Below are 14,700 nucleotides of genomic sequence, written 5' to 3'. Positions count from 1 at the left end.
GATGGGCCGAGAGCTGCGAGATTTCCGAATCTCACCTCTCTGCCCCTTTTGCTCTCCACATAAGGATCTGAACTATGGGCGGCGCCGGCCAGCGGCGGATGCCCGCTAACCGTGCGTTTCGCCGAGGTTCGCTCCACTGAGGAGGAAACATGGACAGACGTCGCTTCCTGGTTGCCGGTGGCCTGACATCGATCACGGCGATGGGAGTCACCATCGCCCCCGCGCGCGCGGAGCAGACGGCCGAGGCAGGGGCGTCCCGGCCGCTGGCGATCACCGCAGGCTTCCTCGCGGTCGGTCTGAACGACTCCGGTCGCGTCGACAGCCTGGTGGACCTGCGCAACGGCACCGACTATCTGGCGGGCGGATCCCCGGTACCGCTGGTCAGTGTGGTGGCGGACGGCGGCCATGAGGTTCCCCGCAGGGTACGGTTCGCCTCGAACGACCGGCAGATCCTGGAGTTCACCGGAGAGAAGGTGACCATCCGCGTGAAGGTCGCCGGTTTCCCGACCCACGCGACCCTGGAGGTCGTCGGGCTGACAGCCGCTCCGGGCGTGGATGTGCAGACGCTGCTGTGGGGTCCGCTGCCTACCGTGATCGGCGAGACGATCGGTGAGACCGCGGGCGTCGTTGCGAACGGGGAAGTCGTCCTGGGGCTGCGTCCGCTCAACGACAAGACGGTGGGCGGGTGGCCCAACGAGCATCTGGCCTACGGGTACGGCGACGATCTCCTCTGGAACCCGTACGGCCTGCAGACCGGTGAGAAGGACGAGTGGCTGGCGAGCAACGTCGCGGCCAAGACCCGCTGGGGCAGCGTCCTGCGCGCCACCAGCTACGACTACAGCCGGCCGCGTGTCCGGCAGCGCACCACCGGGTACGAGATCCCGCTCGGCCCGCTACCGGCGCCGGAGGGCCGGATCGCCGGGTCGAAGATCGCCCTCTTCGGCACCGCCCCGGACCTCGCCCTGACCGTACTCAGCCACATCGCCAGGGCACACGACCTGGCCTATCCCACCATCGACGGCCAGTGGCAGAAGGCCGCGCAACGGACCTCGCAGTCCCATTTCTGGGTCCATGATCTCAACACCGGCAACGTGACCGCCGCCAGCCGGTTCGCCCAGCAGGCCGGTGTCAGGAACATCTACGCGATCTCCGGCAACGGCCCGTGGAAGTCGCACGGGCACTACGAGTTCAACAGCTCGTTCGGGGGATCGGATGCGGCGGCAGCCCAGTTGGTGGCCACGGCGGCCCATGAGGGCATCGAGGTCGGTGTGCACACACTCTCCAACTTCATCGATACCGGCGACCCCTACGTCACCCCGCCGGCCGATGCACGGCTGGCCGTGGGCGGGAGCTTCAGGCTGACCCGTCCGCTCGGCCAGTCCGACACCTCGCTGTACGGGGACGGCGACCGCCCACTGGCGCCCGGTGTGGACGGCAAGAGGCTGCGGATCGGGGACGAGTTCCTCACCTACGACGCCGTCTCGCCGGTCGGCACCACGGAGTGGGAGGTCAGCGGCCTGAAGCGGGCGCAGTGGGGATCGGCCGCGCAGTCCTACCCGGCGGGCACCGAGGCCGCCCGGCTCATCCAGAACGGCTACGGCGGCGCGATCGGCGGGCTGCCGATCATCGACGAGATCGCGACCCGGCTGGCCACCGCGTACAACGACACCGGCGTCCTCGCCACGTCCTACGACGGGCTGGAGGCAGCGGGCTACACCGGCTGGGGCGGCTACGGCTTCGCGCGTCTGGTCAACGGCGTCTACCGGCAACTCGACTCCAAGGACTTCCTCACCGAGTGCAGCAACCTGTCGTCCAACACCTGGGACGCCCAGTCGCGGGCCAGTTGGGGTGAGATCGGCATCACGGACTACGCGCAGATCCAGCGGAGCAACACGTTCTACCGTGCCAACTACATGCCCGGAATGATGGGCCAGCAAGGGCTCTCCGGGAACGACAGCCTGCAGAAGATCGAAGTCACCATGGCGCGCGCCGCGTCACTCAACGCCGGCATCAACTTCGAGACCAGCGTGGGCAGCCTCACCTCCGGCTCCCACACCACCGCGCTGCTCGAAGCCATCAGGATCTGGGACGCCGCACGCATCTGCGGTGCCTTCACCCCGGCGCAGAGGGAGGAGCTGGGCGACCCGGCCAAGTACTGGCATCTGACCGAGGTCACGCGGGACGAGGAGTGGTCGCTGCAGGAGAGGGACTCCGCCGGTGCGCCGATCGGCGAGCCGCAGCCGGTGAAGGCGTCGACGCCCGGCTTCACCACCCCGGAACCGCCGGATGCCCGAATCGGCCGGCTGTACGCGTTCAAGGTGACCTCGCGTACCCCGCAGACCCTCCGCTACGAGGTCACCTCCGGCAGCCTCCCGCGAGGGCTCACCCTCAACGAGGACACCGGCGGCATCACCGGCGTTCCGGAAAGTACGGGCACCAGCAGGTTCACCATCACCGCCCGCAACGGCGGCAGCGTGGCAGACGCCCGGATCACGTACCGGGTGCGGACCACAAGGTGACGTAGGTCCGCGGCCTGGCGTGCGGGTGGTGCTCGCACGGATCGAAAGAGCCGGGCGGGTCGCCCTCTGGAGGACCCGCCCGGCTCCGGGGTGTGACTATCGCACGTCGTAGGCGCGCTTGATGGTCTGGGTGACCGCGTTGCCGATGGTGTCGGTGAACGTGGCCTTCAGCGTGACCTCCGCCGCCGAGGCGCCGGTGTGGTCAAGGACGGCCGTCCACTGGCCGTCCCGTTGCTCGGCGAGGGCTGCGGTCCAGGTGGTGCCGTCGTCGTAGGAGTAGGACAGCGTGGCCTCCTCGATCGCGCCCGGGGTGTATCCGGCGTGGCCCTCGACCGACAGGCCGACCCTGATGTCGCCCTTCGCGGGCAGGGTGTTCATGCCGTCCACGGGTATGTCGTACGCCGGGAAGAGGATCGGCAGGCCGCGCGAGTACACGTCCGGCTCGCGGTGGGAGCGGAAGCTCCATGTGGTGGTGACGGCCGTGGAGCGCAGCCAGGCCCGGTCCGAGGACGGGATCTTCTCGAGGTTCTGGGTGAGTTCGTACGCGGAGTCCTCCTCCGGCACCCTGAACACGTCGTACGGCCATGCGCTGGTGGCGATCTGCTCGCCGTTGCGCTTCAGCACCAGGTTGCCCAGGTCGCCGAACGAGCCGCCCGGGGACCAGTGGTCGCCGGAACCGTCGAGCCAGAGAGCGGTCTGGAAGCCGATCAGGTCGCCCTGCCGCTCGGCGGCCAGCATCACTTCGCCGTCCGTGTCGCGTGCCGCGGCCGGCCGCAGGGGGCCGCCGTACCACTCCTCGGCCCCGCGCTGTCCGGCCCGGTAGGTACGCTCCTGGTCGCCCATGAACGCGGCAAACGGGAAGCTGGTCATCGCGCCGTGGTACCAGGCGTCGTCGTCGGCGGTGTAGTAGGCGGTGCGGGTGCCGGGCACGGTGACCTGGCCGAACAGGCTTACGGCGACGTAATCGCCGCCGCTGCCGGAGGGGCCCGCGTCGCGGGAATCCACGAAGCTGCTCAGGGAGTAGTCGCCGGGGCGCACGCGGTACGTCTGGTCGGTCGCACCCGAGTTGGCCCGGCGCTCGCCCTTGTTGATGTCGAGGCTGACCAGGTCCAGGGAGGAGGTGCCCGCCGCGGGCTTGCCGTTGCGGTCGACGGCCTTCACCCGGAGGGTGACCGTCTCCGGCTCGACGTAGAGCGTGACGGGCACGGAGACCCGCACGTCCTCGCCGGTTGCCGTGATCCGTCCGGTGATCCCACCGTACTGAGCGTCCGTCAGCCGGGCGGAGGGATCGATCTCCAACGGCACCTCGACGGTGGCCCCCGCGGGAACCCGCACCTTGCCGTCCTTCAGTTTGGCGATGCCGGAGCGGATGTCGCTGCCGTCGTTGCCGTGCACGCCGCTGAGCTTCAGATTCAGGGTGAGATCGCGGTCGCGGTGTTGGTGAAGGGCACCTGCACGGTGGTGCGGTCCGAGGCGTCCTGGGGCCAGTGGTAGCTCCCGGCCTGGACGGCGGGCGCGGACAGCACCTTCTGGCCCACCGCGCCGGCCACGTCGAGCACCCCGCCGCCGGTCTGCTCGGCGCCGGCGACCTTGCCGCCGGTACGGGCCGAGGCGACCAGGGCGGCCTTGATCTGCCGTGCGGTCCAGTCCGGGTGGGCCTGGCGGACGATGGCCGCGGCGCCCGCGACGTGCGGGGTGGCCATGGAGGTGCCGGACATCGTCCGGTACGCGTAGACGCCGCGGCCACCCGCGCTGGCCGCAGAGATGTCGACGCCGGGTGCGGCGATCTCGGGCTTGAGGGTGTGGGTGGCGGCCACAGGGCCGCGGCTGGAGAACCACGCCGTGGTGTCGTCGCGGTCGACGGCGCCGACGGTCAGCACGTCGGGTACGCAGCCGGGCGAGGAGACCGTTTCGCTGTTCGGGCCGGTGTTGCCGGCGGCAACGACGAACAAGGTGTCGGTGTTCTGCGAGAGCCGCTTCGTGGCCTCGGCCACCGGGTCGGTGCAGTCGCCGATCGTGGGGTTGCCCAGGCTCATGGACACAACGTCGGCCTGCTCGCCGACGGCCCACTCCATGCCCGCGATGATCCACGAGTCCAGGCCGTAGCCCCGGTCGTTGAGGACCTTGCCGATGGCCAGGGACGTGCCGGGGGCCACGCCCTTCTTGCTGCCATCGCCGGCCGCTCCGGAGCCGCCGACCGTGGACGCGGTGTGGGTGCCGTGGCCCACCCGGTCGTCGGTGGACGCGGAGACCGTGAAGTTCTCGGACGCGACGATCCGGTCCGACAGGTCGGGATGCCCGGCGTCCACGCCCGTGTCCAGCACCGCCACCTTGGTGCCCGTGCCGCCGTAGCCGGCCTCCCAGGCCCGGGGCGCGTTCGCCTGCGCGGTGGACCGGTCCAGGGTGGCTTCGACCTTGCCGTCCAGCCATAGCTTGGCCACCGTGGCACCGGCACGTGAGCCGGGGTCGTCGAGGTCCTCCCAGAAGGCAGCGGCGCTGTCCTTGCGTGCCGTGAGCGCCACGCCGTTCACCGACGGGAGGCTCAAGCTCCTCTTGGCCCCGCGGGGTGCTGCGGGTGTGCTGTCGGCGACGTTCACGCTGTCCCGGTAGGTGGCGATGAGGGGCAGGGTGGCGCTGCTCTTGTCGTCGTATCCGTCGCGGATGAGCCCGGTGACGTTGAACAGCCGCTCGTCGACCCGGCCCTCGGCGATGGCCTGCGAAGCGTTCTCCGGGTAGACGTAGAGGTCCTTGCCCGCCTGGTAGGTCTGGGCCATCGGCTGCGTACCGTCCTCGCGGGGCAGCACCGCCGCCGACTTGCGACCCGAGGGGTCCGTGGTCACCAGCACCCTGTCACCGGTGACGAGCGTCACCGTCGTCTGACTGCCGTCCTTTGCCGCGGTTCCGCTGCCAACGACGGGTCTCTCCCCCGAGGTCCCATCGGGCCGCGTATCGGCCGCTCCGGATGGCGTGATCGCGGTGACGCCCAGGACGGCGGCGGTGGCCACACCCAGGGCTATGCGGATTGTGGGGCGCATGAATCTCCCCACTCGACGCGCTGAACATGCCATGTCGGGGCTGCAGCCTGGCAGATGAGCGGAACGCGTGGGGGTGCCGCGCATGGCGGGTTTCCCCCGTGACGGGTCCCCGTCACCGTGGCCATCTCAGGTGCCGCGTCGGCGCGTTGAGGCTTCGGTCCGGCAGGTGCACGGGCCGTCCGTCCGGCACCGCCGTCGAGCCGGTGGCCGCCCTTGTACGGTGATCAGCTACCCGTCGGATGCGGACTCGCCGCCCCCTCCGAGTGACGAAGACACAGCCAGCCGGCGCGGGCGGCGTGCCAGCCGAGTTGCAGGCGTGAATCCGCTCCGGCCAGATCCATCAGACGGCGTGTTCGCCGTTCCACCGTGCGGATGGACAGGCCGAGTTGGGAGGCCACCCGCCGGTCGGAGAATCCCGCCAGCAGCAGGGCGAGGACGTCGAGTTCCCCTCCGGTCGGTTGCTCCTCCACGGCCGGCTTCGCGTGTACACCCGAGGGGGTGTGGAGCACCGGCCGGGCCCGGTCCCATTCCCCCTCGAAGAGATGGACGAGCGCCGTCAGCAGGCCGCTGCGGTGAATCACGATGGCGCTCGGTTCCGCATCGGAATCCGCCATGTCCAGCGATCCATGGCGCGTTGCCGGTCCGAGACGACCATTTTCAGCGGCAGCGAATCGGCCAGACGCAGTTCGAGGCCGGACTTGATGGCTCCCCGTACATCCCTCACCACGCCGGGACCGTCCAGATAGTCCCCGGCCGCTACGACCCGGAAGTCGACACCGCGATCCAGCGCGGAACTCTCCGCCAGATCGGCGTCCTCGCGCGGCACCGCGACGGGCGCGCCGACAAGGAATACGAGCAACTCCCGCTGGGCGCCGAACTGCAGTTGATGGAACCGGTGAGCCACCTGCTCCACACCGACGACCACCTCCACGACGCCGCCCGCGGAGTTCACGGCCGTATTCCGGTACTGCTCGATGAGCATCGAGAACGCGCTCTCGGCCTGATGCAGCGCATTGCGCTGCTCGACCAGGAACGGGGCCAGGGCCACGGAGGGGGGAGCGAGCCGATAGCGTACCGACAGGGCCCGGTCCGACCGCCCGGCCGGGCCGGATTCATCTCCGTCGAGCCAGTCGGCGACCGATACCAGTCCTCGCTTCTCCAGGTCCGCTGGAACACGTGCGACCTCGGCCGCCGCAATTCCGGTCTGCCGGGCGAGATCGTGCGGGCGGGCCATCGGCTGGGCCATCAGCGCCATATAGACGGCCTCCGCGGCCGGCCCCAGTCCCAGCGCCCGCAGCATCCGCTCCTCCTCGGGGCAGATTCGTACACCCGAGCTCTATCCCGCCGTCGAGGCGGTGCCACAGTAGCGGCGGGCGGAAGGTGGCGCTCGCGAGTGACAGAGCGCTTCCCACCGGACCGCCGCGGATTCGCCCCGTTGCGCGGCGCGGCTCCATCCTCCGGTTGCACGCCGGATCCACGGCCTTCCACACGCCGCCGGACTCTCGTACTCACTTCATGCCGGACGCGGGCCGACGGGGACTCTCGGCGATGGACGGGTGGCTGTCCGACGGCGCCCGGCGACATGTCCCTCAGAAGTCCCTGGCGCCCGTACTTCCGATCAAGGGTTCACATCGCAGCTCAAGACGGTTGCCTCTCCTGCGCGACCACGCGACCTTGACATGTACCGCCCAGTAGAAGGAGGGTGACGCCGAAGCAGCTCACGACGACCGTGACCAGGGGACGGTGTGATGCGCTATCGGGTCCTCGGCAGGCTCGACGTCTGCAACGGCGCGCGGTGGATCACACTGAACGCCGCGAAGCAACGTGCCCTGCTCGCCCATCTGCTCATCAACGCGGGCCGGTTCGTCCCCGCCGACGCGCTCATCGCCGAGCTGTGGGGCGACGACGTACCGGACTCCGCCGCCAAGTCCCTCCAGGTCTACGTGCACCGGCTGCGCCGCGCCCTGGGCGGCGACCCGGAGACGTTACACACCCGCCCCGGGGGCTACGAGCTGGCCGTCGAGCCCGACGGCACCGACGCCGCCCGCTTCGCGACCCTGGCCGCCGCCGGGCGCGCGGAGCTGGCCGACCGGCGCCCGGCGGCGGCCGTGGAGACGCTGACGGAGGCGCTGGGGCTGTGGCGCGGCCCGGCGTTCGCGGACGTACCGGCCACCGATGCCGTACGGGCCGAGGCCGCGCGTCTGGAGGAGTTCCGGCTGACGGCCTGGGAGGACCTGGCCGACGCGAAGCTGGCCGCGGGCCGGCACCCGGAACTGGCCGCGGAGCTGGGCGCGCTGCTCGCGCAGCACCCGCTGCGGGAGCCGCTGTGGGGCCGGCTGATGCTGGCGCTGCACCGCGCGGGGCGGCGCTCGGACGCGCTGCGCACGTACGCGCGGGCCCGCCGGGTGCTGGCGGACGAGCTGGGCGTGGAGCCGGGGGCGCAGTTGCAGGAGGTGCACGCGGCGGTGCTGGCGGGCGGTCCCGAGCCGGCGCCGCGACACGAGGCCGCGGAGCGGCCGGCGTACTGCCAGCTTCCGGCGCGTATCCCGGACTTCGTGGGACGGCGGGAGCAGTTGGTGCAGGTGCTGCGGTGGCTGGGACGGCCGGAGGGGGCGGCGGACCGCGACGGACCCGGCTTCGACGCGTGGCAGGTCGACGCGCGTCACCCCGCGCCGCGCACGGTCCTCGTCGCCGGCGTCGCGGGCGCCGGCAAGTCCACGTTCGCCGTGCATGCCGCGCATCTGCTCCGCGACGCCTTCCCCGACGGCCAGTTGCACGCCGACCTGCGGACCGCGGCGGGGCACCCGGCCGACACCGGCGACGTCCTGGCCTCCCTGCTCAAGACCCTCGGCATGACCGGCGCCGGCATCCCCGAGAGCCTGGAGGAGCGGGCCCGGCGCTACCGCGCGGAACTCGCCGACCGCCGGGTGCTCGTCGTCCTCGACAACGCCGGCAGCGAGCGGCAGATCCGCCCCCTGCTGCCCGGCACCGGCGACAGCGCCGTGCTCGTCACCAGCCGCGCCGTCCTCGCCGGCCTCGAAGGCGCGCTGCGCGTGGAGTTGGGCCTGCTCAGCGACGCGGAGGCGCTGGAGCTGCTGGCGCGGGCGGCCGGCGACGACCGTACCCGCCGCGACCCCGCGGTCGCCGCGCGGATCGCGGCGCAGTGCGGCAACCTGCCGCTCGCGCTGCGCATCGCGGGCGCCCGGCTGGCGACCCGGCGGCACCTGTCGCTGCCGCGGCTGGCGGACGCGCTGGCCGACGAACGGCGGCGGCTGGACGAACTGGTCGCGGGCGACCTGGAGGTACGGGCCAGCGTCACGCTGGGCTACGCGGCGCTCGACCCGGAGGCGCAGCGGGCGTTCCGGCTCCTGGGCCTGCTGGACGTGCCGACGGTGCCCGGCTGGGTGGTGGCGGCGCTCCTCGGCGACGCGCCGGACGGTGCGGCCGGAGGCGACATGGCGCGCGGCGGCCGGCTCCCGGCCGATCCGGCGGCCCGTGCCGAGCGGTCCCTCGACGCACTCGTCGACAACCACCTCGTCGAGGTCCACGCCCCCGACCCCGCCGCGGAACCGCGCTACCGCCTTCACGACCTCCTGCGCCTCTACGCCCGCGAGCGTGCCCACGCCCAGGAGCCGCCCGCCGAACGCGCGGCCGCACTCGGCCGCGTCCACACCGCCTACCTCGACCTCGCCCGCCGCGCCGACGACGCCCTGTCCTCCGGCTTCTCCGGTCGCGTCAAGGTGCCGGCACCCGGCCACAGCCCTCCGGCTGCCGAAGCGGCCCGGGTCGCGGCGGAGCCGCTGGCCTGGCTGGAGGCCGAACGGACCACGCTGCGCGCCCTCGTCCGCCAGGCGGCCGACGCCGGCGAGGCGGGGACCGCCTGGCGGCTGGCGGCGGCGCTGGCGGCGTTCTTCGAGTCGTCCGCGCACTTCGACGACTGGCGCGAGACGCACCGTACGGCGCTGGCGGCGGCGACCGCGGCCGGCGACCGGCTCGGCGTCGCCGTCCTGCACCGCAACCTGGGCGAGCTGGAGACCGTACAGGACCACTACGGCGAGGCGGTGGTGGCGTTCAAGCGGTCGCTGAAGGAGTTCGCGGCCCTGGACCGCCCGCGCGCGGTCGCCCGCACGAAGGCCGGCGACCGCCCCCGCGACCCGGCCCGCGACGGCCGTCCGGGCGCCGCCGGCCAGCACCCCGCCGAGTCCGCCGCGGCGGCGGGCCTGGGCGTGCTGCTGCGGCTGCGCGGCCAGTACGCGCAGGCCGCCGCCTGTCTGCGGCGCGGCATCGAGCGGGCCAGGGCGGGCGGCAACGTACGGTCCGAGGCGTACGCGCGCTGCGGCCTCGGCACCGTCCATCTGGAGTGCGGCGAACCGGGCGCCGCCCGGCGCGAGTTCGACCGGGCGCTGGCCCTCGCGCAGCAGGACGGCTACCGGCACGGCGAGGCGGCCGCCGAGCGCAACCTCGGCCTCGCGGACCTCGCCGTCGGCCGCGTGCACGCCGCGGCAGCGCGGATGCTGCGGAGCTGTGAGCTGGCGGTGGAGAGCGGCGACCGGGTGGGCGAGGTGCACGCGCTGCAGTGGCTCGGGCATCTGACGGACGTGGCCGGGGAGCCGGCGCGGGGGGAGCGGATGCTCGACGAGAGCCTGGCGGCTTACCGGAGGTTCGGCGAGCGGTTCGGCGAGGCGCTGACGCTGCGCGCGCAGGCGGACCTGCTGCTGCACGCGCACCGGCCGGCGGAGGCCAAGGCGACGGCGCGGCAGGCGCTGTCGATCTGGCGCCACCTCGACACCCCGTACTGGACGTCGCGCACGCTCGACGTGCTCGCCGCCGCGCACGCGGCGGCGGGCGGCGCGGGGGGTGAGGTGGCGGCCGCCCGGGTACGTCGTCAGGCCTCGGCTCTACGCGCGTCAGTCGGCCTGCCCGCGGCCCTCCGCGCACCCGTCGCGGCAGGCCGCCGCCTCGGCGGCCACCTCACCCCGCCCCCGGACCTGCCCCCCGCCGTCCGCACCCCGCGCGACCCGCTGCGCGTCGCGGCGGAGAGCCGCTGACGCGGTGGGCGGGGTGGCGCGGCGCCCGCCGGGTGTTCACCGCCCCGCTCGCCGCGCCACGCCCCCGGAACCCTCGCCGTGCCCCGGACCTCGCCCCCGGAACACCCTCCGGTACGCCGACGGTGACGTGCCCAGCCCTCGCTGGAAGTGCTGCCGCAGGCTGTCACCCATGCTGAAGCCGCTGCGCTCCGCGACCGCGTCCACCGGGAGGTCGGTGGTCTCCAGCAGCTCGCGGGCGCGGGCCAGCCGCTGGGCGTTGAGCCACTTCAGCGGGGTGGTGCCGACCTCGTCGGCGAAGCGGCGGCCGAACGTGCGCAGGCTCATGCCCGCGCGGTCGGCCAACTGGCCGACGGCCAGCGGCTCGTGCAGCCGGGCCAGCGCCCAGTCGAGCACGGGCGCGAGCCCGTCGGTGCGCTGCGGTGGGGCCGGGCGGGCCGCCGCCGGTACGTACTGCGCCTGGTCGCCCTCGCGGTGCGGGGCGACGACGAGACGGCGGCCCACGGCGGCCGCGGCGGCGGTGCCGTAGTCGCGGCGGACGATGTGCAGACACAGGTCGATGGCCGCGGCGGTGCCGGCGCTGGTGAGCACGTCGCCGTCGTCGACGTACAGCGCCTGGGCGTCGACGCGGACGCGCGGGTGGCTGCGGCGCAGCTCTTCGGCGTACATCCAGTGGGTGGCGGCGGTGCGTCCGTCCAGCAGCCCGGCGGCGGCGAGGACAAACGCACCTGAGCACAGCGAGGCGATCCGCGCGCCGCGGGCGTGCGCGGCGCGCAGCGCGTCGAGGAGCGCGGTCGGCGGCTCGTAGGCGGGCTCCATGATGCACGCGGGTACGACGACGAGGTCGGCCTCCGCGAGGGCGTCGAGCCCGCGCTCGGCGGTGAGCACGAGTCCCCCGGCCGCGCGCTGGGAGCCGCCGGGGGCGGTGCCTGCGAGCGTCAGGTCGTAGCCCTCGCCCGCGAAGACGGCGCAGGGGATGGCCATCTCGAAGAGCGAGGTCTCGTGGAGGAGGGTGACGACGACACGGACCGGGGTCGTGACAGCGCTCATGGCGCAAATATAGGGGAACCTGGCGTTTACGCCAATGGTTCCGCGGGATCGCAGGTCGGAGCCTGGTGGGCATGGCGTCGAACAGAGTGATCCTCGCGGGCACCGCGACCATCGCCGTCACCTTCGGCCTCGCCCGTTACGGCTACGGGCTCTTCGAGCCCGAACTGCGGCACGAGTTCGGCCTGTCGATGGCGCAGATGGGGCTGATCGGCAGCGCGAGCTACGGCGGCTACCTGCTGGCGCTGCTGCTCGTCGGCGCACTCGTGGCGCGCGTCGGGCCGCGACCGCTGGTCGTGGCCGGCGGGGCGGCGGCGACCGCGGGCATGACGTTGGTGGCGCTGGCGCGGGGGCCCGTTGCGCTGACGGCGGGGCTGGTGCTGGCGGGGACCAGTTCAGGCTGGGCGTGGGCGCCGTACTCGGACGTGGTGGACAGGCTGGTGCCGCGGCCGCGGCGGGCACGGGCACTGGGGTTGATCGACGCGGGCACGGCCTTCGGCGTGACCGTCGCGGGGCCGCTGGCGCTGCTGGCGTACGGCAGCGGCTGGCGGCCGGTGTGGCTGCTGTTCGCCGCGGTGGCGCTGGCCACGACGGCGTACAACGCCCGGGTGCTGCCACGCGGCGCACACCGCCCGGCGACGGCGCGCGGGGCGGTCGGGCCGCGATGGTTCGTGCGCCGGAAGGCGGTGCCGCTGTACGCGACGGCGACGGCGTACGGCTTCGTGGGCGCCGGCTACTGGACGTACGCCGTGGCAGCGGTGGAGAGCGGCGGTGCCTTCGGCTCCGGCGATGCGGAACGGGTGACGACGGCGCTGTTCTGGACGCTGATCGGCGTCGCCGGCACGGCGGCGGCGCTGACAGGGCACGCCGTCGGCCGGTTCGGGCTACGGCGGATGCACACGGCGATGTTCGGCGGCCTCGCCGTCGCCGTGGCACTGCTGGGACTGGCCCCGGACGCGGCCCCCGCAGTCGTCGCCTCGGCGGTGCTGTACGGGCCGCTCGCCGTCTCAGCGCTGCCCGCGGTGTGGAGCTACCGGGTCTTCCCCGAGGCGCCGGCCACCGGGTTCAGCGCGACGCTCGCATGCGTCGCGCTGGGCACGATCTCCGCCCCCGCGGTACTGGGCGCGCTGGCGGACGCGCGCGGGCTGCGCGCCGCGTTTCTCGCCACGGCGCTGGTCGCGCTCCTGGCGACGGCGGCACGGCCGGAGCGCGAGCCGGGCCGCGGTGTCAGGCGTACAGGCCGCGCATGCGTACCGACAGGCAGGTCACCGAGCCTTCGAGCTTCTCGAACTCGCTGATGTCCACCGGCACCGGCGTGTAGCCCAGTTCCTCGTAGAGCGCGGCCGTCCGCGGCGCGCTCGCCGCCATCAGCAGCGTGCCGCCGCCCAGCAGGATGACGTGCGCCCCGGCGGCCTCCGGCACCTCGATGCGGCCCGGGAAGAGCTCCGGTGTGTCGATCAGCCCCGGGTGGGTGGCGAAGGTGCCGTCGGGCAGGGCGGTGATGCCGGACTTCAGGTGCAGCACCTTGGTGACCGGGACGGTGACGACGCGGGCGCCGAGCGGTTCGAAGCAGGCACGGAGCTGCCGGATGCCGTCGGTGTTGGTGCGCCCGCCGAGGCCCACGTAGAGGGTGTCGCCGACCTTGAGCACGTCGCCGCCGTCGAGCGTGCCGGGCGCGTGGACGCGGTTCACGGAGCAGCGCATGAGGCTCACGGCGGCCTCCACGCCGGGGGTCTCCGGCTTGCGGGAGTCCGCGCCGGGGCGGGTGACGAGGGCGACGTTCTTGTACATCACCACGGTGTCCTCGACGAAGACCGCGTCCGGGCAGTCGTCGGCGGGCTCGACCTCGGCGGTCTCCCAGCCGTGCAGTTCGAGGGCGGCGACGTAGGACCGCCACTGGGCGAGGGCCCGGTCCGCGTCGACCGGTGTGCGGTCGATGTGCGTGACCAGGCCCTCGGCAAGACGCGGTCCGGGGCGGCGTACGAGAGCTTTCCTGCTGCGCATGCAGCAGGTCTACCACGGCGGTCAGTGGCTGTGACCGCCGCCGTCCTCCTCGCTCGGCCCGCCGTCCTCCTTGCTCGGCCCACTCTCCGCGCCCCTCTCGGCCGCGCCGCCGCCCGCGGTGACCGTGAAGGCCGCGGTGCGCACTTCGCCGTCGTGCTTGAAGTCGAGGAACAGGCGGTACGAACCGGTGCTGGGCGCGGTCGCGGAGAAGGCCACCGCGGGGCCGGGCCGCGTGCTGCCGTCGCCGGGCTCGCCGTTGGGGTGGACGTGGAGGTACGCCAGGTCGCCGGCGCGGAGCGCGACGAGGTGCCCGTACGCGCCGAGGTAGGGCTGCAGGTCGGTGACCGGCCTGCCTTCCTTCTCGACGGTGAACTCGACCTCGCGGGCGGAGCCGGGCGTGAGCGCGCCGTCGAGCGTCACCTCGTACCCGTCGACGGTCGCGGTCCGCTCCGGCTCGGCCAGGGCCGCCGGGCGGTAGTCGCCGGCGACGGCGAGGTCGCCGCCCAGGGTCAGGCCGTTCTCGGGGCCGCCGGTGGGCACGAAGTCGGCGAAGACGCGGTAGTCACCGGCCTTGGGCAGCTCGACGGGCGTGCTCCAGGTGCCCGCGGCGTCGCGGACGGGGTGGAGGTGGCGGTACGTACCGAGGTCGCGGGAGGCGACGATCAGGTGCAGCTCCTTGCCGTGCTCCCGCTCGTACGAGGTCACGGGCTCGCCGTCCGCGCCCCGTACCGCGAAGCGCAGCTCGGCGGGGCTGCGGGCGTCGATCCGCTCGGTGTCCAGGTCGAGCGTGTAGCCGGACTCGGAGAGCTGCAGCCCGCCGGCGGCGGGCCCGGCGTCCTCGCCGTGGCCGCCCCCGTTGCCGTCGGCCCCTTTCTTCGCGCCTTCCTCGGCGCCCTCGTCCGCGGCGTGCCCGTGGGCCGGGGCGGTGTCCTCGTCGGTGACGGGCCCCACGGCGCTGCCGACCCCGTACGCCCCGGCGAACGCGACGGCCAGCGCACCTGCGAAGAGTCCGGCCCTGGCTGCGGTGTTCATCGCTCGCTCCTCTCGGTC

8 protein-coding genes and 1 pseudogene are annotated in these 14,700 nt (G+C 73.3%); 3 read left to right on the top strand and 6 right to left on the bottom strand.

The genetic code is table 11. From position 1 onward, the window contains the following. The first annotated feature begins 149 nt into the window (after nt 1-149). Entirely contained in the window at nt 150-2,519 is a 2,370-nt protein-coding gene (locus tag ABGA99_RS16805; RefSeq protein WP_347582917.1) for an Ig domain-containing protein, read from the top strand. Between the two features lie 96 nt (nt 2,520-2,615). On the opposite strand, the pseudogene ABGA99_RS16800 reads toward ABGA99_RS16805, so the two are convergent. The 3 genes and pseudogenes from ABGA99_RS16800 to ABGA99_RS16790 form a co-directional block, all read right to left on the bottom strand. Next, a pseudogene (locus ABGA99_RS16800) lies at nt 2,616-5,554 on the bottom strand (S8 family serine peptidase). 224 nt (nt 5,555-5,778) lie between these two features. After that, nucleotides 5,779-6,168, bottom strand: coding sequence for a LuxR C-terminal-related transcriptional regulator (locus tag ABGA99_RS16795; protein WP_347582916.1), 390 nt, complete (start codon nt 6,166-6,168; stop codon nt 5,779-5,781). Further along, nucleotides 6,132-6,854 (bottom strand): hypothetical protein, encoded by a 723-nt coding sequence (locus tag ABGA99_RS16790; protein ID WP_347582915.1) that lies wholly within the window; start codon nt 6,852-6,854, stop codon nt 6,132-6,134. Before ABGA99_RS16790 ends, ABGA99_RS16795 begins: the two co-directional genes overlap by 37 nt. 448 nt (nt 6,855-7,302) lie before the next feature. On the opposite strand from ABGA99_RS16790, the gene ABGA99_RS16785 reads away from it, so the two are divergent. Continuing rightward, nucleotides 7,303-10,602 carry a BTAD domain-containing putative transcriptional regulator gene (locus tag ABGA99_RS16785; RefSeq protein WP_347578729.1) on the top strand — a complete coding sequence of 1,100 codons (3,300 nt, stop codon included), beginning with the start codon at nt 7,303-7,305 and terminating at the stop codon, nt 10,600-10,602. A 36-nt stretch (nt 10,603-10,638) separates the two neighbouring features. On the opposite strand, the gene ABGA99_RS16780 is transcribed toward ABGA99_RS16785, so the two are convergent. Next, nucleotides 10,639-11,649: a helix-turn-helix domain-containing protein gene (locus ABGA99_RS16780; protein WP_347578730.1), complete on the bottom strand. Its 1,011-nt coding sequence runs from the start codon at nt 11,647-11,649 to the stop codon at nt 10,639-10,641. Nucleotides 11,650-11,720: 71 nt separating this feature from the next. Here ABGA99_RS16780 and ABGA99_RS16775 point away from each other — a divergent pair, with 71 nt between their 5' ends. Beyond that, nucleotides 11,721-12,944, top strand: coding sequence for an MFS transporter (locus ABGA99_RS16775; protein WP_347582914.1), 1,224 nt, complete (start codon nt 11,721-11,723; stop codon nt 12,942-12,944). Here ABGA99_RS16775 and ddaH read toward each other — a convergent pair. Beyond that, nucleotides 12,874-13,650 carry a dimethylargininase gene (ddaH, locus tag ABGA99_RS16770; protein WP_347578732.1) on the bottom strand — a complete coding sequence of 259 codons (777 nt, stop codon included), beginning with the start codon at nt 13,648-13,650 and terminating at the stop codon, nt 12,874-12,876. The genes ABGA99_RS16775 and ddaH overlap by 71 nt on opposite strands. Before the next feature lie 21 nt (nt 13,651-13,671). Beyond that, nucleotides 13,672-14,682, bottom strand: coding sequence for a hypothetical protein (locus ABGA99_RS16765; RefSeq protein WP_347582913.1), 1,011 nt, complete (start codon nt 14,680-14,682; stop codon nt 13,672-13,674). Nucleotides 14,683-14,700: the final 18 nt, after the last annotated feature.

It is taken from the genome of Streptomyces sp. B5E4 (assembly GCF_039871555.1).
Lineage (GTDB): Bacteria > Actinomycetota > Actinomycetes > Streptomycetales > Streptomycetaceae > Streptomyces.
The sequence above is the reverse complement of the archived record's forward strand: the minus strand, read 5'-3'. Positions and strand labels throughout refer to the sequence as shown.